We start from the raw sequence: 19,657 nt of genomic DNA on the forward strand, positions 1-19,657 counted from the left end.
CCGCCCTGTCCTGCGGCTTTACCTGATGGGGAAGGCAGGGCAGGGCGGGGCATGTTTCCGATCCCCGACCCGATGCGGCGTGCGCTCGACGCCGCGCGCGATGCCGCGGCGGCGGGCGAGGTGCCGGTCGGCGCTGTCGTGGTGCGTGCCGGGCAAGTGATCGCGACCGCGGCCAATGCGCCGCGCGCGCTGTGCGATCCGACCGCGCATGCCGAGATGCTCGCGATTCGTGCGGCGGCCAGGGCGCTGGGGCGGGACCGGCTGGAGGACTGCGATCTGTGGGTGACGCTCGAGCCGTGCGCGATGTGCGCGGGGGCGATCGCGCATGCGCGGATCGCGCGGCTCTATTACGGGGCGGCGGATGCGAAGGGCGGCGCGGTCGAACATGGCGCGCGGTTCTTCGGCCAGCCGACGTGCCATCACCGGCCGGAGGTGTATGCGGGGATCGGCGAGCGGGAGGCTGGCGCGTTGCTGACGGGGTTTTTCCGGGGGCGGCGTTCGTAGAAGAAGAATGGCTTCGCGCGGAGGCGCGGAGGGGGTGCGTCCGACCCTTCGGTCGGGAGACCCTGACCTTTAGCTCTGCCGGATATGATCGGGTAGGCGCTTCGCGGCGTCCACACCGTCTCCGCGCCTCCGCGTCTCCGCGTGAACCAAACTTGTTCTGTCTTGTAGCGCGTACTCGTCCTTCCGGCTGACGCCGGAGTGCAGGGCAATGCGGGTTTGCGCTTGTGGCCCTGGGTCCCGGCCTTCGCCGGGATGACGGGGTGATTAAGAAGAGTGGGTTCACGCGGAGGCGCGGAGGCGCGGAGGCGCGGAGGGGGTGCGTCCGGCCTTTCGGTCGGGAGACCCTGACCTTTAGCTCTGCCGGAGGTGATTGGGTGGTCGCTTCGCGACGTGCACACCCTCTCTGCGTCTCCGCGCCTCCGCGCGAACCCCTGTCTTCTACTGCCGGTCCGCCCGCACCCTGGGTCCCGGCTTTCGCCGGGATGACGGAGGGGCGGGCGGACGGTGGAGTTAGCGGAGGTCGTTCTGGGTGATGGGGACGATCTTCACCTCGACGCGGCGGTTGGCGGCGCGGCCGGCGTCGGTGTCGTTCGAGGCGATCGGCTGGCTTTCGCCGTAGCCGCGGGTGCCGATGCGGGCGGACTGGACGCCGTGGCTCGACAGGTAATCCGCGACCGAGGTCGCCCGGCGCTGCGACAGGGTCTGGTTGTAGGAGTCGCTGCCGGTCGAATCGGTGTGGCCGTACACGTCGATATAGGTCTGGTTATACTGGCGCAGTGTGTCCGCGACCTGATCGAGCGTACGCTGGAACTGCGGCTGCACGGTCGCGCTGTCATAGGCGAAGGTGATGCCCGACGGGATGTTGAGGACGAGGTCGTCGCCCTGGCGGATCACCTGGACGTCGGTCCCTGCGGTGCGTGCGCGCAGATCGCGCTCCTGCTTGTCCATATAGGCGCCGACGCCCGCACCCGCGAGGCCGCCGATGCCGGCGCCGAGCAGCTTCTCGGTCCGGTCGTTGCGCCCGCCGACGATGTCGCCGAGCAGATAGCCGCCGAGCGCGCCGCCGATGCCGCCGAGTGCGGTCTTCGAGATCGTGCGCTGGCCCGTCTCCGGATCCGTCGTGCAGGCCGACGTCGTGACGAGTGCGGCGAGCGCTGCGCCGATGAATATACCCTTGGCCTTCATGTCTCTGTCCCTTTTGATCATGCCGCAGATAACCCGGCATATTCGGCGATTGTTCCACCTGCGCACTGAACGCCCGATGACGATAAGTGTCGAGACCGGTTGTGAAGCGCGCGAATGTGCGCCAAGAGACGATCGAGCCAATGGCACCGCTTCCCCCCTTCCCCTGGATCGACGTCGCGATCATCCTCGCGCTCGTCGCGTTGAACGGCGTGTTCGCGATGAGCGAGCTTGCGATCGTGTCGTCCAGGCGTGCGCGGCTCGACGCGCTGGCGCGGACCGGGCGCAAGGGCGCGAGCGCCGCGCTGCTGCTCGCCGCCGACCCCGGCAAGTTCCTGTCGACCGTGCAGATCGGCATCACGCTGATCGGGATTCTCGCGGGCGCCTATTCGGGTGCGAGTCTCGGCACGCCGACCGCGGCGCGGCTGCAGGCGCTGGGGCTGAGCGCGAGCACGGCGGAGACGGTCGGCTTCGCGATCGTCATCGGCCTGACCACCTATGCCTCGCTGATCATCGGCGAGCTGGTGCCCAAGCAATTCGCGCTGCGATCGCCCGAGACGATCGCCGCGTTCATGGCGCGGCCGATGCGCTGGCTGGCGATCATCACGGCGCCGATCGTGTGGGTGCTCGATTCGACGAGCGCGCTGATCTTCAAGGCGCTGCGCCTCAACCGCGAATCGGAGGAGCATGTCACCGCCGAGGAGCTCCACCTGATCGTCGCCGAGGCATCCAAGTCGGGCGTGATCGAGGAGCATGAGCGCTCGATCATCTCGGGCGTGGTGCGGCTGGCCGACCGGCCGGTGCGCGAGGTGATGACGCCGCGGACCGATATCGACTGGCTCGACTGCAACTGGGATGCCGACGAGATCCGCGACACGCTGCTCGCGTCGCAGCATACGCGGCTGCCGGTCGGCGATGGGTCGATCGACCGGGTGCGCGGCGTGGTGCAGGCGCGCGACATCGCCGCCGCGCTGTTCCGCGGCGAGCCGCTCGACCTCAACGTGCTGATGCGCAAGGCGCCGGTGGTGATCGACCAGATCGACGCGATGGACGCGCTGATCGCGCTGCGCCAGGCCGAGGTGCCGATGGCACTGATCCATGACGAATACGGGCATTTCGAAGGGATCGTGACCCCCGCCGACCTGCTCGCGGCGATCGCGGGCGAGTTCAAGTCGGATGCCGACCCCGACGATTCGCCGTCGGTGGTGGTGCGCGACGACGGCTCGCTGCTGGTCGCCGGCACGATGGCGGCGGATGCGCTGGCCGACCGGCTGGGCATCGACCTGCCCGAGGACCGCGACTATGCGACCGTCGCAGGGCTGGCGCTCGCGGTGTTCCGCCATCTGCCGGGCGAGGGCGAGAGCTTCGTCGAACAGGGGTGGAAGTTCGAGATCGTCGATCTGGACGGGCGACGGATCGACAAGCTGCTCGTCAGCGAGGTTTGAGGCTGGGGGGGGGTGGTGCTTGAACGCGCCGGATCACCGACCCGGTTGATTTACCCGTGCGCTCATTGTTTCGACGTTTAGCGGTTGCCCGAGATTTTAAGCCGTCGCGACACGTACCGCACGCAGGCAAAAACCGCGATTCCGACTACAAGAGACGGGGCATAGATCATTCCGACCCCGTAGATCGGGACGTCGCGAAGTGATTGGTAGTCATACCACGAGCTATAGATGACGTAGACGCACAGTGCGACGAACAGGATTGCGCACACGAGGATGGCGATCCTTGCTTCGGCGTCGACCTCCTCGTGTGCGACGGTTTCCGCATGCTCGCTGTTTGCCAGACGGTGCAGGACGGGACCAAGGAACACGCCAACGGCCAAACCGACCGCCAGGATAATGACAGGCTTGTCGAAGGCGAAAGCAGCGCAGACGATTGGACCCAGACACAGATACGCAAGGATCAGCAGCCCCTTTGCCATCCCGTATCGTGGTTGCTGCATAGCCTGTCCGCCGCCTTATTGGTTTTCCTTGTCGTGGATGAAATTCGTTAACGGTGCGTGAGGCAGCGTCCGCGTCAACGCGGGCGGTGGCGGATGTTCGTGCTAGTGTCGGCCATGACCACCATAGCCTTTGTCTTATTGCTGCAAGTTGCCTCGGGGCAGATGGCGCCACCCGTGATCGTGCGGCCAGCGGATGACCGGACGGTGTCCGCCCCGCTTCGTGGGCTGGGCGACACGATGGAAATCGCGGGTCGCTGTTCGCGCTTCATCGCACCAGCCGACATGGACACGTTCCTTGCCGTGGCCAAGGCCAATCCCGCCGACGAGCCGTATCTGATCAGCCGGATCGGCAAGGGCAGCCAGCATCCGAAGGACCCCGCATGGTGCAATGCGGCGATCAAGACGCTCGGTCGGAAATAGCCTGTCGGGATGAAGCAGGCCGCTGACGCGCGGCCTGCGCGTCAGAGTTTGCCGAAGACCGCTTCGAAGCCGGGTTTGTCGCCGGCGGCGAGGAGGCGGGATTGTTCGATCCAGCGGTCGCGGCCCATGCGGCCGGTGAAGGCGCCGAGCTGCGCGTCGATGTTCTGCGCTTCGGTTTCGGAGAGTGCGGCCATGTCGCCGACGGTGGTGACGCCCAGCTCCGCGAGGCGGGTGGCGACCTTGGGGCCGAGGCCCTTGAGCTGGGTGACGGGGGCGGCTGCGTGGTCGACCGCGGGGGTCGGAGCGGGTGCCGGGGCAGGTGCCGGGATCGGGGCAGGCGCTTCGGTCGGGGTGGCGGCTTCGGCGGCGGGGTTGGCGTCGAAGCTGGCGGCGGCGATCGGTTCGTCGGACAGCGGTGCGGGGGCTGGCGCGGGCGCAGGCGCGGGGGCGACTGGCTGCGGTGCAGGCGCGACCGGGCGCGCGACCGGAATCGGGGTCGGGGCGGTCTGGACCTGCGACTGGCTGGGTGCGGGGGTCGGTTTCGGGGCCGGGCGCGTTTCGGGAGCTGGGGCGGCGGCGGGCGTCGGCGCGGCGGGCAGCTCGGGGGTCGGCTCGGGTGCGGGTTCGACGCCGGCTTCGCGCGCGTTGGCGATGACGTCGCGCGACGCCTTTTTGCGGCTGCGCTTGGCCTTGATGCCCCAGAGCAGCCCGGCGATCACGAAGAGCGCGAGCACCGCGATGATCGCGAAATGGATCGTCGTCAGCGTGGTGATGCCGTCGGGGAGCAGGCTGTCGCCCGAGGCGGACGTCGCGGAAGTTTCGTTCATTTGCCTATAGTAGCGGGGTGGGTCGGGGGGGGCGAGACTTAATGCGCGTTGGCGGCGGTATCAGTGGCGTTGCGTTTGGGGATGCGCCCCACCCCCAACCCCTCCCCTGAAGGGGAGGGGCTTTTTGCTTCGGGTCAGCGGGTGAGTTCGCGCCAGCCTATGTCGCGGCGGTAGAAGCCTTCTGCGAAATCGATCGCCTCGACCGCGCGGTAGGCGTTGGCCTGGGCGGAGGCGAGGTCGTCGCCGGTGGCGGTGACCGCGAGGACGCGGCCGCCGGCGGCGACGAGGCCGCCATCCTCCAGGCGGGTGCCGGCGTGGAAGACGGTGCCGCCCGCCGCGCGCGCCGAATCGAGGCCGATGATCGCGCCGCCCGCCTTTGGCGTGCCGGGATAGCCCTGCGCCGCCATCACCACGGTCAGCGCGGTGGCGGCGCTGAAGCGCGCAGGCGGGAAGTCGGCGAGGCGACCTTCTGCCACCGCGAGCATCGTCGCGATCAGGTCGCCCTCGAACCGCATCATCAGCACCTGGGTCTCGGGATCGCCGAAGCGGGCGTTATATTCGATCAGCTTGGGGCCCTGCGCGGTGAGCATGAGGCCGGCATAGAGGACGCCGCTGAACGGGATCCCGTCCGCCGCCATTGCCGCGACGGTGGGGGCGACGATCTCGTCGAGCGCGCGCTGTTCGAGCGCGGCGGTGAGAACGGGGGCGGGGCTGTAGGCGCCCATGCCGCCGGTATTGGGGCCGGTATCGCCCTCGCCGACGCGCTTGTGATCCTGCGCCGAGCCGAACGGCATCAGCGCGGTGCCGTCGGTGAGGACGAAGAGGCTCGCCTCCTCGCCTTCGAGGAATTCCTCGATCACCGCCTCCGCCTCGCCGTCCGCGAACAGCGCGTCGAGCGCAGCGTCGGCTTCGGCGCGGGTGAAGGCGATGACGACGCCCTTGCCCGCGGCGAGCCCGTCGGCCTTGATGACCACGGGGAGCGAGAAGGTCCGGGTGAGCGCAACGTCGGCGTCGGCGCGGCTCGCGACGCGGACATAGCCCGCGGTCGGGATGCCTGCGCGCGCGCACAGATCCTTGGTGAAGCCCTTCGACCCTTCGAGCTGGGCGGCCGCTTTCGACGGACCGAAGACGGGGATGGCGGCGGCGCGCAGCGTATCGGCGAGGCCGTCGACGAGCGGTGCCTCGGGGCCGATCACGACGAGGCCGATGGCCTTTTCGCGGACGAAGGCGACGACGGACGCGTGATCCGTCGCATCGAGACGCACGAGCGTCGCAAGGCTGGCAATGCCGGGGTTGCCCGGCGCGGCATAGAGCGTATCGAGGCCTGGAGAAAAGCTGGCAGATTGCACCAGCTTCCACGCGAGCGCATGTTCGCGGCCCCCCGAGCCCAACAGCAGGACGTTCATGCCCGATCCCTTTTCCGATGACGTCGTGTCCAGCGACATGCTGGCGAGCGATATGGGGCGGCTGGTAGCCGAGCCGGTCGCCGGCGACAACGCACTCGCCATGTCGGTCGGCGAACTCGCGTTCAAGCTGAAGCGGATGGTCGAGGGCGAATTCGGCCATGTCCGCCTGCGCGGCGAGATTTCGGGATGGAAGCGCGTCGCGTCGGGACATTGCTACATGGCGCTGAAGGACGATCAGGCGGTGATCGACGGCGTGATCTGGAAGGGGAGCGCGGCGCGGCTCGCCTTCGTGCCGCAGGACGGCGTCGAGGTGATCGCGACGGGCAAGCTGACGACCTATCCCGGGCGGTCGAAATACCAGATCGTGATCGACCGGATGGAGCTGGCGGGCGCGGGCGCGCTGATGGCGCTGCTCGAGAAGCTGAAGGCGAAGCTCGGCGGCGAGGGGCTGTTCGACGCGGGCCGTAAGAAGCCGCTGCCGTTCATGCCGCAGGTGATCGGCGTGGTGACGTCGGGGACGGGCGCGGTGATCCGCGACATTCTCCACAGGCTCGAGGATCGCTGTCCGACACATGTCATCGTCTGGCCGGTCAAGGTGCAGGGCGAGGGATCGGCGGCCGAGATCGCCGCGGCGGTGCGCGGCTTCGATGCGATCGCGCCCGGCGGCCCGGTGCCGCGCCCCGACCTGGTGATCGTCGCGCGCGGCGGCGGGTCGGTCGAGGATCTCTGGTCGTTCAACGAGGAGGTCGTCGTGCGCGCAGTCGCCGCCTGTTCGATCCCGATCATCTCCGCGGTGGGGCATGAGACCGACACGACCTTGTGCGACTATGCCGCCGACCTGCGCGCGCCGACGCCGACCGCGGCGGCCGAGATCGCGGTGCCGGTGCTCGCCGACCTGCGCCTCACGATCGACAGCCACCGCAACCGGACCGAGCGGTGCGCGCGACGCTATGTCGAGCGCGGGCGCGAGCGGCTCGATGCGCTGGCGCGGCATCTGCCCAAGCGCGACCAGCTGCTCGGGCCGCAGCGGCAGCGCGCGGACGATGCCGGGCAGCGGCTCGACCGCGGGCTCGAGCGGCGGCTGACGCTGGCGCGCGGGAGCCTCGACCGGTCGGGCGCAGCGCTGCGGCCGGCGACGCTCGAACGCAAGCTGGAGGGCGCGCGCGCACGGCTCGATGCGACCTGGCGGCTGGTCCAGTCGCTCAACCCGGATGCGATCCTCGACCGTGGCTATGCGCGGGTGACTGGGCGGGCTCCGGGGGGCACGACGCTCGCGTCGGCGGCGGCGGCGCGCGCAGCGGGGGCGCTGACGCTGCATTTCCGCGACGGGATGGTCGATGCCACCGTCGAAGGCGGTGACAGCGAGGTCGCCGCCAGGCCGAAGCCGGCGAGCCGGCCGACGCCGTCTGCCGCCCCGTCCGCTGCCTCCGGTGCCGCGCCGCGCCAGCCGACCCTGTTCTGATCCTTCCCCCTGTGACGACGAGAGAAATCCGATGCTGATGTCCAATTCCGACCGCGCCGCCAAGCTGCATTACATGGCGAACGGCTTTCGCGTGCTGAGCCCGGGGGATCATGTCGTGTGCGCGGTCACCGGCCACCGCATCCTGCTCGAGGATCTGCGCTACTGGAGCGTCGAGCGGCAGGAGGCCTATGCGACCGCAGCGGGCGCCGCCGAGGCGATGAAACCGCGGTGATCCGCCCGCTGCTGCTGCCGTTGGCGCTGCTGGCGTCGGGCGGCGTCGCGCAGACCGTGCCGGCGCCTGTCGCGGTCGCCCCCGCGGCGACGGGGTTCGTCTGGACCGGGACGCTGAGCCAGGGCGGGCTGATCCTCGGCACTGCGCCTGCGGGGACGCGCACGCTGACGCTCGACGGGCGGGCGGTGACGGTCGCGCCCGATGGCCGGTTCGTCGCGGGGTTCGACCGTGATGCGGGGACGCAGGCGCTGCTCGTCGCGACGCTCGCGGACGGGCGCGTCGTCCAGCAGCCGCTGGGAATCGCGGCGCGCGGCTGGGACATTTCGCGGCTGTCGAGCCTGCCCAAATATCCGGTCCCCGCGCCCGAATTCGCGCGCGTGCGTCCCGGCGAACTGGCGCAGATCGTCGCGGCGCGGCGGATCGCGGCGGTGTCGGGCGGCTGGCGGCAGGCGTTCGTCTGGCCGGTGACTGGGCGGATCTCGACGCTGTTCGGGTCGCAGCGCGTCTATGCCAATGGCGAGGCGGGATCCTATCATTCGGGGATCGACATCGCGCGGCCGACGGGGACGACCGTGGTCGCGCCCGCGGACGGCGTGGTGATCCTGGCGGCGGACCACCCCTTCACGCTCGAGGGCAATCTGCTGATGATCGACCACGGCATGGGGCTGAACAGCGCGTTCCTGCATCTGTCGCGGATCGACGTGAAGCCGGGCGACCGGGTGACGCAGGGCCAGCCGGTCGGCGCGGTCGGGAATAGCGGCCGCGCGACGGGGCCGCATCTCCACTGGAGCCTGCGCTGGGGGGATGCGAAGCTGGATCCGTTGCTGGTGGCCGGAGCGATGAAGTAAGCGCCGGACGCCAGAGGGGGCGCGCGACGGTCAGTTGAGGCGGCGGACCTTGACCGCGGGCTGACCGCCGACGCTCATCCGGAAACTGCCGAGTGCGGCGCGCTTGATGACGACCGCATCCTTCGCGCGCGGGCGCCGGGCGATCACATTGTCGTCGGTCTGGATCCAGCGCGCGCCGTCGCCGAGCTGGAAGCGCCAATGGCCGGAGTCGTCGACCGACGCACCCGCGAGAACCGCCTCGATCTGCGGCAGGTCCTCGGCCTTGCCGAGCAGGCCCGTCTCGGGAAGCGCGATGCCGAATACTGCGCGCCGCGTCTCGCGCACCTGCTGCTGATCGATGATGACGATCGTCCGGTTCGCTTCAGCCTGTTCGAGCGCGGCGACCGAGCGGTCGAAACAGGCGAGCCGCGCGGCGGTCTCCGACAGCGTGCGGCACTGGGTGAGCGCGACCAGCACCGGCGCGCGTCCGCCGCGGGGCGACCCCGCGGTCGCGGCGGACACCAGGCTCGCGATCAGCAGTCCGCTGGCGGCAAATTGCGTCATCCTGTGCATGTCCACCCCATCCTCGTGTCGGCCGTGGGCGATAGGGCGGGGGTGCGCGCAGGACAAGCGATCCCCCGAATATCCCCCTGATCCGTCCCGGATATCCGGCAAAAACCGCGGTGCGGGTGCCGGGATCGTGATGTTGCCATTTTGTAACAATGGTACGCCAATGCGATGGTCCGTTACCATTTAGCAATTTAATTTTGGACAAAAGCACTGCCGTTTGCGTATCCGGCCCCGGTCAGTGCGCGGGAGCGCGCCTCAACACATCGCGTCAGTCATCACGGATCGACGACGCGAAAGGGGAATGAATACATGCGGAATCATATGTTTCGGGACTGCCTGCTCGCGTCCACGATGATCGCGGGCGCCGTCGTGGCGCTTCCGGCAGCGGCCCAGACCGCACCGGCTCCTGCACCGGCAGCCGAGCCGGCTCCAGCACCGCAGAGCACGACCAGCGACGACGGCGCGGCAGCGACGACCCCGGCGGTCTCGAACACGCCGAGCGAGGATCCCGCTGCAGCCGGAACCGCCGCGAGCACCGACATCGTCGTCACCGGATCGCGTATCTCGAACCCCAACCTGACCTCTGCCAGCCCGATCACCGTGGTCAACGCGGCGGACATCAAGCTGCGCGGCGCGACGCGCATCGAGGACGTGCTCAACAGCCTGCCGGCGTCGTTCGCGACGCAGACCTCGTCGGTGTCGAACGGTTCGACCGGTACGGCGACGATCAACCTGCGCAACCTGGGTGAATCGCGCACGCTGGTGCTGATCAACGGCCGCCGCCTGATGCCGGGCAACCCCTCGTCGAGCAGCACCGCGAGTGCGGCCGCCGACGTCAACATGATCCCCGCCTCGCTGATCAAACGCGTCGACGTGCTGACCGGCGGCGCCGGTTCGGTTTATGGGTCGGACGCGATCGCGGGCGTCGTCAACTTCGTGCTCGACACCGATTACGAAGGCTTCAGCGTCGACGTGTCGGGCGGCATCAACAACCACAACAACCGCAGCGAGCGGTTCCAGGCGCTGTCGGCGGCAAGCGGCTATCCCGCGCCGAGCGGCCAGGCATTCGACGGCACGCAGTTCGACATCAACTTCAAGGTCGGCGCGGCCACCAGCGACGGCCGCGGCCATGTCGTCGGCTATGGCGGCTATCGCAAGATCGGCGCGATCCTGCAGGGGTCGCGCGACTATAGCTCGTGCGGGCTGAACGCGCCGTCGGGCAATGTCGGCAACGATTATGTGTGCGGCGGATCGGCCACCGCATTCCCGGCGAACTTCACGCTCGGCGATGCGACCGAGGGCGGGCCGCCGACGGGCTATACGCTGAACGCAGCAGGCCAGCTCGTCGCGGGGCGGACGCTCTACAACGCCAACCCGCTGAACTATTACCAGCGTCCGGACACGCGCTACACCGCGGGCTTCCTCGCCAAGTATGAAGTCAGCGACGCGTTCAAGCCCTATGCCGACTTCATGTTCATGGACGATCGCTCGGTCGCGCAGATCGCGCCGTCAGGTGATTTCAACAACACGACGGTCCTGAACTGCAACAACCCGCTGCTGTCGGCGGCGCAGGTCTCGACCTTCTGCCGTGCGTCCAACCTGGTGACCGACGCCAATGGCGCGGTGGTCAACCTGACCAACCCGGACGGCTCGCAGTATCAGCAGGCGAAAGTCCGCATCGGCCGTCGCAACGTCGAGGGCGGCGGGCGCCAGGCGGATCTTCGCCACACCCAGTATCGCTTCGTCGCGGGCGCGACCGGCGATATCGACAAGGGCATTTCGTACGAGGCCTATGGCCAGTTCGGTAGCACCGTGTTCAGCCAGGTGTATCGCAATGAATTCTCGATCTCGCGCACCACGCGCGCGCTCGACGCGATCACCGACACGCGTCCCGGCTCGGCGACGCTCGGCCAGGCGGTCTGCCGCTCGGTCGTCGACGGCACCGATCCGAACTGCGTCCCGCTCAACATCTTCGGCGCGGCCGGGATCACGCCCGAGGCGCTGAACTATGTCCAGACCCCGGGCTTCCAGTCGGGCGAGAACAAGGAAACCGTCCTCAACGCGAACTTCACCTTCAAGGGCGCCGAATACGGCGTGCAGTCGCCGTTCGCGAGCGAGGGCATCGCGCTGAACGTCGGTGGCGAGTACCGCAAGGAATCGCTGAGCCTCGAAGTCGACAACGCGTTCCTGAGCGGCGATCTGGCCGGCCAGGGCGGCGCGACGCTGCCGATCCGCGGCAGCTACACCGTCAAGGAAGTGTTCGGCGAAATCCAGGTGCCGCTGGTCAGCGACCGCCCGTTCGTCAACGAGCTGACGGTCAATGGCGGCTATCGCTATTCGAGCTACAGCACCGCGGGTTCGGCGCATTCGTACAAGGGTGAGCTGGTCTGGGCGCCGGTCTCCGACGTCCGCTTCCGCGGCGGCTACAACCGTGCGGTCCGCGCGCCGAACACGCAGGAGCTGTTCGCACAGCAGTCGGTCCAGCTCGACGGTGCGACCGATCCCTGCGCCGGCGCCGCGGTCAACGGTCTGGTCAACGGCAACACGGCCGCGCAGTGCGCGCTGACCGGCGTTCCCGCGAACCGGTTCGGCCTGATCGCCGCCAACCCGTCCGAGCAGTATAACGGCCTGCTCGGCGGCAACCCGAACCTGCGCCCCGAAAAGGCCGACACGTTCACCGCGGGCGTGATCCTGCGGCCGTCGTTCCTGCCGGGCTTCAACCTGTCGGTCGACGGCTTCCGCATCAAGCTGAAGGACCGGATCGGCGTCGTCGGCGCGGACACGATCATCGCGCAGTGCCTCCAGACCGCCGACGACCAGTTCTGCAGTGCGATCAACCGCGATGCCAACGGCACGCTGTGGCAGGGCAATGCGGGCTTCATCGTCGACACCAATGTCAATGCAGGGTCGCTGACCACGCAGGGGATCGAGACCTCGGCGGGCTATACCTATCGCTCGGACAGCATCGGCACGATCGGGCTGTCGTTCAACGGCACCTATGTCGACAAGTTCACGTCGGACAAGGTCGGCACCAAGTTCGATTGCGCGGGCCTGTACGGCGCACAGTGCGGCTATCCGATGTCCAAGTGGCGTCACCAGGCGCGTCTGTCGCTGACCACGCTGGGTGGCATCGGCCTGTCGGGCAACTGGCGCCATCTGTCGGCGACCAAGTTCGAGCGGACCAGCAGCGATGCCGACCTGGCCGGGCCGTTCTTTGCCAATGACGGCCGCGTGAAGGCGCAGGACTATTTCGATCTCGCCGCCACCATCCGGGTCGCGGACAAGGTCACCTACCGCCTCGGCGTCAACAACGTGCTCGACAAGACGCCGCCGATCCTCAGCGCGACGGCGTCGCCGATCGGCTCGTTCGGCAACGGCAACACCTATCCGGGCATCTATGATGCACTCGGCCGGTACCTGTTCGTCGGCCTGACGATCGACATGTAAGCGATCCTTTCGGACGCGATATCGGGGGGCGGCGGATCATGGATCCGCCGCCCCTTTTTTTTGGTTCGGGCGGCCGGTCCGGAGTGACGCTGAAGCCCGGACCAAGGCCTCGCCGAGCGCCTGTCGCGGGTGCGACGTGAAAATGCCTTTGCCTAATTATTATGCGTAGCGAGGATCTGCTGTCGGAAAAAGCAACAGATTGTAAGAAAAAGTACCAGTGATTGTGTCTTTTTCGCTACACGAGATTGCCAAAGCATTCGGCCGCCCGGATGCATTCTTTACAGGATGCGACAGCACCTCCATCCCATCGCCATGTCCTTCGGGGTCGTGCTTCGGCGCGATGAAAGGGGCGGAAAATTGCCCGGCGTACCGCGATGCGGGCGACCGGGTTCAAGCGAGGGATCATGATGACCAGCATTTCGTTGACCAAGAAGGCGCTCCTGCTCGCGGCTGCGACGCCGTTCGCGTTCGCCATGGCGGCGCCGGCGTTCGCGCAGCAGGCGACGCCGCCCGAGCAGAACGGTGTCCCGTCGAGCGACGTCGCCGCGCAGAACCAGCCCGCCGCCGGCGACGAGATCGTCGTCACCGGATCGATCATCCGCGGTACCGATACCGGCATTTCGCCCGTCACCACGCTGACCACCGAAAATCTGGATTCGCGCGGCATCAACACGGTGCAGGCCGGCATCCAGGCGCTGTCGTCGAACAACGGCCCGGCGCTGACCAACTCGTTCACCGCCAACGGCGCATTCGCCGCGGGCGCGTCTTCGGTGTCGCTGCGTGGCCTGTCGACCAACTCGACGCTCGTGCTGTTCGACGGCCTGCGCGCCGCCTATTACCCGCTGTCGGATGACGGATCGCGCAACTTCGTCGATCTGAACACCATCCCCGACGACATCGTCGAGCGCATCGACGTGCTGCGCGACGGCGCATCGTCGAGCTACGGTGCCGATGCCATTGCAGGCGTGGTCAACGTGATCACCAAGCGCAAGTTCAACGGCATCAGCGGTCGCGCCGAGGCCGGCATCTCCGAGAACGGCAACAACGCCAACCAGCGGCTGACGCTGACCGCGGGTACCGGCGACCTCGACGAGAAGGGCTACAACGCCTATGTCAGCGGCTTCTATTTCCGCAACGAGGGCGTGTATCAGCGCGACCTGCCGGCGCCCTTCAATTCGGACAACCTGACCGGGATCTGTTCGAACCGCACCGGCACCACGCAGTGCGGCCCGAACAACACGTCGAACGGCCTTGACGCGAGCGGCGCCCTCAACGGCTTCGCGATCGGTACGGGCAATTTCTACGTCCGTCCGGCCAACGCCGCGAACACGGTCGCATCGGGCCGGTACCAGCTGCTGAACCCGGCAGCGGGCTGCCTCAACGGCACCCCCTACAACCCGACCGCGGCGCAGCTTGCCACGCCAGCGAACGTGACGACGCCGACTACGGTCTGCCAGGTCGACAACACCAACAAGTACGACATGGTGACGCCGAACATCGAGCGGTTCGGCGGCTCGGCCCGCTTCAGCGCAAAGGTCGGTGCCGACTCCGAGGCATATCTGCTGGTCAATTTCGCCCAGTCGGCGAGCAACTATACCGGTCGTCCGTCGGTCATCCGCGGTAACGCACCGGCCGGCATCCTATCGCCGCAGTTCTCGACCTCGCAGGCGCAGACCGCCGCGCTGGCCGCGGGCTCGGGCGTCCTGGCATTGCCGGTCTATGTCTGCGCCGCGCGCGTGAACTGCGGTCCGACGAACGGCACGCTGAACCCGAACAACCCGTTCGCGGCACAGGGCCAGGTCGCTCGCCTCGTCGGCGCGCTGCCCGACACCGTCACGCAGAACGAGACCCGCAGCCGCGTGTACCGTGCCGCATTCGGCCTCAAGGGCACCGTCCTCAACGGCTTCGACTATGACTTCAACGCAACGGCGATGCACACCGACCTGCGGGTGAAGACCAACGGGTATGTCTATATCCAGAACCTGCTCAACGTCATTGCCGACGGCAGCTACAACTTCGTCAACCCGGGCCTCAACACCCAGGCGGTGCGCGATTATCTCACGCCCGAGAACATCACCGACACGACGTCGGATCTCTATCAGGCGCAGCTGACCGTCCAGAAGTCGCTTGCCACGCTGCCCGGCGGCGACCTGCGCGTCGCGGTCGGTGGCTCGATCTTCTACGAAGCGGTCGACGCGCCCAGCGCGAACGACGACTATAACGGCGCGACACAGCGGTATTTCACGCTGAACGCCTTTGGTACCAAGGGTAACCGCACGGTGAGCTCGGCCTTCGCCGAAATCAACGCACCGGTGCTCGACGTGCTGACGCTTAACGGTTCGGGTCGCTACGATCACTATTCGACCGGGCAGAGCAACTTCTCGCCGAAGGTCGGCGCGATCTTCACGCCGCTCCAGCAGGTTACGGTGCGGGGTACCTATTCGCGCGGTTTCCGTATCCCGAGCTTCGGCGAGGCGAATGCACTGCCGACGACGGGCTATGTGACGCAGCAGATCTCGGCGATCCCCGATGCGTTCCTTGCCCAATATGGCGCAGGCTGTTCGCAGGCGAACCCGACGGCGTGCCCGGCCTATCTGACGTCCTACTCGATCGGACAGACGACGCTGGCATCGCCGGAGCTGAAGCCCGAAAAGTCGCGCAGCTTCACCGGTGGGCTCAAGTTCGACCCGATCCGCAGCGTGTCGCTGACCGTCGACTACTACAACATCAAGAAGACCGGCGCGATCACGACGCCGGACAATTCGGCTGCGATCGCAGCCTATTATGCCGGTGCCGCACCGGTTGCCGGGTTCGAGGTCATCGCCGACGCACCCGACGTCAACAACCCGAACGCGCGTCCGAAGATTGCCTTCGTCCGCTCGCAGCTGATCAATGCCGACACGATCAAGTCGTCGGGCATCGATTTCGGGATCAACGGCGCGTATGACTTCGGTCCGGTCAAGTGGACGTCGAACCTGAATGCGAGCTACATCATCGAGCTCAGCACGACGATCGACGGCGAGAAGCAGCGCTATGAGGGCACGCTCGGCAACTTCAACCTGACCGCAGGGTCGGGGACGTTCGAGTGGAAGGGCAACTGGCTCAACACGTTCGACTTTGGCGACTTCGCGGTCAGCACCACGGTCAACTACACGTCGGGCTATGACCTGTCGGCGACCGATCAGGGCGACGAATACAAGGATTGCGGCCAGGCTGCCGTGTACAACGACTGCCACGTGAAGAGCTACATCACGGTCGATGCGAACGTGAACTTCAAGGTCACCGACAAGTTCAGCTTCTACGTCAACGCGCTGAACCTCTTCGATCGCCTGCCGCCGGTCGATACCGTCACCTATGGCGCGTATCTGTACAATGCGATCCAGGGTGGCGACGGCATCTTCGGTCGTCAGTATCGTGCAGGCGCGAAGTTCAACTTCTAAGCCGATACCCACGCGACATATCGGGGCGGCTCCTTCGGGAGCCGCCCTTTTTTTGTGCCTGCCGTTCGGCGGCTCACCCGACCGCCAGCACCAGTTTCCCGTCGCCCTCGTCGATATGGACGGTGGCGCCGTCCTTGACCTCGCCGCGCAGGATCATGTCGGCGAGGGGGTCCTGGAGGTAGCGCTGGACCGCGCGTTTGAGGGGGCGCGCGCCGTAGACGGGGTCGTAGCCGACGCGGCCGAGCCAGGCGCGGGCGGCTTCGGTGAGGTCGAGCGTGATCTTGCGGTCGGCGAGCAGCTTGTCGACGCGCGACACCTGGATGTCGACGATTGGCGCCATGTGCGCCTGGCCGAGACGGTGGAACAGGATCACCTCGTCCAGGCGGTTGAGGAATTCCGGGCGGAAGTGCGACCGGACGATCTCCATCACCTGGGGTTCGACCGACGAGACGTCGTCGCCCTCGGCCATGTTGGCGAGATACTGGCTGCCGAGATTGCTCGTCAGGATGATCAGCGTGTTGCTGAAATCCACCGTGCGGCCCTGGCCGTCGGTCAGGCGGCCGTCGTCGAGCACCTGGAGCAGCACGTTGAACACGTCGCCATGCGCCTTCTCGACCTCGTCGAACAGGATCACCTGATAGGGCCGCCGGCGGACCGCCTCGGTCAGCACGCCGCCCTCCTCATAGCCGACATAGCCGGGAGGCGCGCCGATCAGCCGGGCGACCGCGTGCTTTTCCATGAACTCGCTCATGTCGATGCGGACCATCGCCGAGGGATCGTCGAACAGGAATTCGGCGAGCGCCTTGGTCAGTTCGGTCTTGCCGACGCCCGTTGGCCCGAGGAACAGGAAGCTGCCGAGCGGCCGGTTGGGATCCTGAAGCCCCGCGCGTGCGCGGCGGACCGCGGTCGAGACGGCCTTGACCGCGTGTTGCTGGCCGATGACGCGCTTGCCGATCGTCGCCTCCATTGCGAGCAACTTGTCGCGCTCGCCCTGGAGCATCCGCTCGACCGGGATGCCGGTCCAGCGGCTGACGACGCCGGCGATGTCGTCGGCATTGACCTCCTCGCGCAGCATCGCGCCCTTGGTCGCGCCGGCCGCCTCGTCGAGCTGGCGCTGCAGCCCGGGGATCGTGCCGTAGGAGAGCTCGCCCGCGCGCGCGAGATCGCCCGAGCGCTGTGCCTGGTCGAGTTCGAGGCGCGCGGCGTCGAGCTGTTCCTTCAGCCGCGCCTCGGCGTTGATCTTGTCCTTCTCGCCCTTCCAGCGCGTCGTCAGCTCGGCGGACTGTTCCTCGAGATTGACGAGGTCGCCCTCGAGCGTGTCGAGCCGGTCGATCGACGCCTCGTCGGTCTCGCGCTTCAACGCCTCGCGTTCGATCTTGAGCTGGATGATGCGGCGGTCGAGATTTTCGATCTCCTCGGGCTTGGATTCGACCTCCATGCGGATCCGGCTCGCGGCCTCGTCCATCAGGTCGATCGCCTTGTCGGGGAGGAAGCGGTCGGTGATGTAGCGGTTCGACAGCGTCGAGGCGGCGACGATCGCGCCGTCGGTGATGCGGACGCCGTGGTGGAGCTCGTATTTCTCCTTCAGGCCACGCAGGATCGAGATCGTGTCCTCGACCGTGGGTTCGCCGACCATGACGGGCTGGAACCGGCGCTGGAGCGCGGGATCCTTCTCGACGTACTTGCGATATTCGTCGAGCGTGGTCGCGCCGACGCAGTGGAGTTCGCCGCGCGCGAGTGCGGGTTTGAGGAGGTTGCCTGCGTCCATCGCGCCTTCGGATTTGCCCGCGCCGATCAGCTGGTGCATCTCGTCGATGAACAGGATGACGTCGCCCTCGGCGGCCTTCACCTCGTCGAGTACGCCCTTCAGCCGCTCCTCGAACTCGCCGCGATATTTCGCGCCCGCGATCAGCGAGCCCATGTCGAGCGACATCAGGCGGCGGTCCTTGAGCGTGTCGGGGACGTCGCCGTTGGCGATGCGAAGGGCAAGGCCTTCGGCGATCGCGGTCTTGCCGACGCCGGGTTCGCCGATCAGCGCGGGGTTGTTCTTGGTGCGGCGCGCGAGGATCTGGATCGTGCGGCGGATCTCCTCGTCGCGGCCGATGACGGGGTCGAGCTTGCCGTCGCGCGCCGCCTGCGTCAGGTCGCGCGCGAATTTCTTGAGTGCGTCATAGCGATCCTCGGCGCCCGCGGTGTCCGCGGTGCGGCCCTGGCGGACGCTGTTGATCGCGGTGTTGAGCCCCTCGGGGGTGACGCCGCCGGTCTTCAGCGCCTTGCCCGCGGCGGTGTTGAGCGAGAGCGCGAGCGCGACGAGCAGCCGTTCGACGGTAACGAAGCTGTCGCCCGCCTTGGTCGCGATCTGTTCGGCCTGGTCGAGCACGCGGACCGCGTCATTGTCGATGCCGGGCGTGGTCTGCGCGCCCGAGCCCGAGACGGCGGGGATCTTGGCGAGCGCGAGATCGGTCTCGGCCGTCGCGCGCTTCGCGTCGCCGCCCGCGGCCGCGATCAGCCCCGCGGCCATGCCCTGTTCGTCCTCGAGCAGCGCCTTCAGCAGATGCTCGGGCGCGATCCGCTGATGGTTTATGCGGATGGCGACGGTCTGCGCGGACTGGAGGAAGCCTTTCGCGCGGTCGGTGAATTTGTCGATGTTCATGGGCGTATCCCTACGATCTTTGGCCAGAGATGGTGTTGTATTTAGGCAACACAAGAGGGCGGCGTTGCATCATGCTAGGGACAAGCGCCGCGGGCCGGAATAGCGTTTATTGTCGGTGTCGAAGCAGCGTCGTCATCGCTATAAGCCCGCGCCCATGCTATATAGGTGGGGTGTCAACAGCCATTCCCCATATCTACGCCATCGGCATCGAGCCGGCCGACATCGACTTCATGGGTCACGTCAACAACGCGAACTATCTGAAGTGGGTACAGGCCGCGGTGATCGATCACTGGCAGCGTCTCGCCCCGGCCGAGGCGGTGGCGGGGCATTTGTGGGTCGCGCTGAAACACGAGATTACCTACCGCAAGCCGGCGTTCCTGGACGACGACGTGATCGCGACGGTGCTGCTCGAGAAGGTGCAGGGCGCGCGGGCGTTCTACGAGACGATCATCAAGCGCGGCGAGGATGTGCTGGCCGAGGTGAAGTCGAGCTGGTGTTGCCTGGATGCGGAGACGCTTCGGCCTTCGCGACTGGCGAGTAACGTGGTGGAGCGGTTCTTTCCGAAGGATTGAGGGGCGTTTGCCTTGGCCGTTCTCCCGCGGAGGCGGGAGTCCAGGATTATGAAGCGCTGCGCTGCTTGATCCTGGGCCCCCGCTTTCGCGGGGGAACGGGGTTTTTTGACCGGCACGTGTGACCCGTGCCGTCATTCCCGCGGAGGCGGGAAGCTAGCCTGGCTGGCCTT

15 protein-coding genes are annotated in these 19,657 nt (G+C 67.3%); 9 read left to right on the top strand and 6 right to left on the bottom strand.

Translation table 11 applies throughout. The features are described 5' to 3' along the window. Positions 1–72 precede the first annotated feature (72 nt). Positions 73–504 (top strand): nucleoside deaminase, encoded by a 432-nt coding sequence (locus FHY04_RS08880; protein ID WP_183936197.1) that lies wholly within the window; start codon positions 73–75, stop codon positions 502–504. A gap of 510 nt (positions 505–1,014) precedes the next feature. Here the strand turns inward: FHY04_RS08880 and FHY04_RS08885 are convergent. After that, positions 1,015–1,689 carry an OmpA family protein gene (locus tag FHY04_RS08885; RefSeq protein ID WP_031394229.1) on the bottom strand — a complete coding sequence of 225 codons (675 nt, stop codon included), beginning with the start codon at positions 1,687–1,689 and terminating at the stop codon, positions 1,015–1,017. Between the two features lie 140 nt (positions 1,690–1,829). Here FHY04_RS08885 and FHY04_RS08890 point away from each other — a divergent pair, with 140 nt between their 5' ends. Then, on the top strand, positions 1,830–3,131 hold the full coding sequence (locus tag FHY04_RS08890; protein ID WP_107045480.1) for a hemolysin family protein: 1,302 nt from the start codon (positions 1,830–1,832) through the stop codon (positions 3,129–3,131). 77 nt (positions 3,132–3,208) lie between these two features. Here FHY04_RS08890 and FHY04_RS08895 read toward each other — a convergent pair whose 3' ends face one another. Beyond that, the gene (locus FHY04_RS08895; protein WP_183936148.1) at positions 3,209–3,610 is read right to left on the bottom strand and encodes a hypothetical protein; all 402 of its coding nucleotides are present in this window, start codon (positions 3,608–3,610) and stop codon (positions 3,209–3,211) included. A 183-nt stretch (positions 3,611–3,793) separates the two neighbouring features. Here FHY04_RS08895 and FHY04_RS08900 point away from each other — a divergent pair, with 183 nt between their 5' ends. Further along, entirely contained in the window at positions 3,794–4,051 is a 258-nt protein-coding gene (locus FHY04_RS08900) for a hypothetical protein (protein WP_056673693.1), read from the top strand. Between the two features lie 41 nt (positions 4,052–4,092). Here the strand turns inward: FHY04_RS08900 and FHY04_RS22895 are convergent, their stop codons facing one another. Both FHY04_RS22895 and purD read right to left on the bottom strand, forming a co-directional pair. Then, positions 4,093–4,878, bottom strand: a complete 786-nt coding sequence (locus tag FHY04_RS22895; RefSeq protein ID WP_183936150.1) for a hypothetical protein — start codon at positions 4,876–4,878, stop codon at positions 4,093–4,095. 134 nt (positions 4,879–5,012) lie between these two features. Then, positions 5,013–6,284 (bottom strand): phosphoribosylamine--glycine ligase, encoded by a 1,272-nt coding sequence (gene purD / locus FHY04_RS08910; protein ID WP_183936151.1) that lies wholly within the window; start codon positions 6,282–6,284, stop codon positions 5,013–5,015. Between purD and xseA the strand changes: the two genes are divergently transcribed. From xseA to FHY04_RS08925, 3 genes are read left to right on the top strand one after another with little or no spacing between them, the layout of a single operon-like run. Then, complete coding sequence (gene xseA, locus FHY04_RS08915) at positions 6,283–7,746, top strand: exodeoxyribonuclease VII large subunit (protein ID WP_409349153.1); 1,464 nt, start codon at positions 6,283–6,285, stop codon at positions 7,744–7,746. The genes purD and xseA overlap by 2 nt on opposite strands. 31 nt (positions 7,747–7,777) lie before the next feature. Beyond that, the gene (locus tag FHY04_RS08920; protein WP_031441717.1) at positions 7,778–7,978 is read left to right on the top strand and encodes a DUF2093 domain-containing protein; all 201 of its coding nucleotides are present in this window, start codon (positions 7,778–7,780) and stop codon (positions 7,976–7,978) included. Then, positions 7,975–8,826: a M23 family metallopeptidase gene (locus FHY04_RS08925; protein WP_409349154.1), complete on the top strand. Its 852-nt coding sequence runs from the start codon at positions 7,975–7,977 to the stop codon at positions 8,824–8,826. The genes FHY04_RS08920 and FHY04_RS08925 overlap by 4 nt, the downstream gene beginning before the upstream one ends. Before the next feature lie 30 nt (positions 8,827–8,856). Here the strand turns inward: FHY04_RS08925 and FHY04_RS08930 are convergent, their stop codons facing one another. After that, positions 8,857–9,378: a hypothetical protein gene (locus FHY04_RS08930; RefSeq protein WP_260171399.1), complete on the bottom strand. Its 522-nt coding sequence runs from the start codon at positions 9,376–9,378 to the stop codon at positions 8,857–8,859. A 348-nt stretch (positions 9,379–9,726) separates the two neighbouring features. Between FHY04_RS08930 and FHY04_RS08935 the strand changes: the two genes are divergently transcribed. After that, positions 9,727–12,822 (top strand): TonB-dependent receptor domain-containing protein, encoded by a 3,096-nt coding sequence (locus tag FHY04_RS08935; protein ID WP_260171400.1) that lies wholly within the window; start codon positions 9,727–9,729, stop codon positions 12,820–12,822. 404 nt (positions 12,823–13,226) lie between these two features. After that, positions 13,227–16,262 (top strand): TonB-dependent receptor domain-containing protein, encoded by a 3,036-nt coding sequence (locus tag FHY04_RS08940; RefSeq protein ID WP_183936152.1) that lies wholly within the window; start codon positions 13,227–13,229, stop codon positions 16,260–16,262. 73 nt (positions 16,263–16,335) lie between these two features. On the opposite strand, the gene clpB is transcribed toward FHY04_RS08940, so the two are convergent. Continuing rightward, the gene (gene clpB, locus FHY04_RS08945) at positions 16,336–18,915 is read right to left on the bottom strand and encodes an ATP-dependent chaperone ClpB (RefSeq protein ID WP_183936153.1); all 2,580 of its coding nucleotides are present in this window, start codon (positions 18,913–18,915) and stop codon (positions 16,336–16,338) included. Between the two features lie 170 nt (positions 18,916–19,085). On the opposite strand from clpB, the gene FHY04_RS08950 reads away from it, so the two are divergent. Continuing rightward, the gene (locus FHY04_RS08950) at positions 19,086–19,487 is read left to right on the top strand and encodes a thioesterase family protein (protein WP_031441838.1); all 402 of its coding nucleotides are present in this window, start codon (positions 19,086–19,088) and stop codon (positions 19,485–19,487) included. Positions 19,488–19,657 lie beyond the last annotated feature (170 nt).

Source organism: Sphingomonas sp. BK481 (assembly GCF_014194875.1).
GTDB classification, from domain to species: domain Bacteria; phylum Pseudomonadota; class Alphaproteobacteria; order Sphingomonadales; family Sphingomonadaceae; genus Sphingomonas; species Sphingomonas aerolata.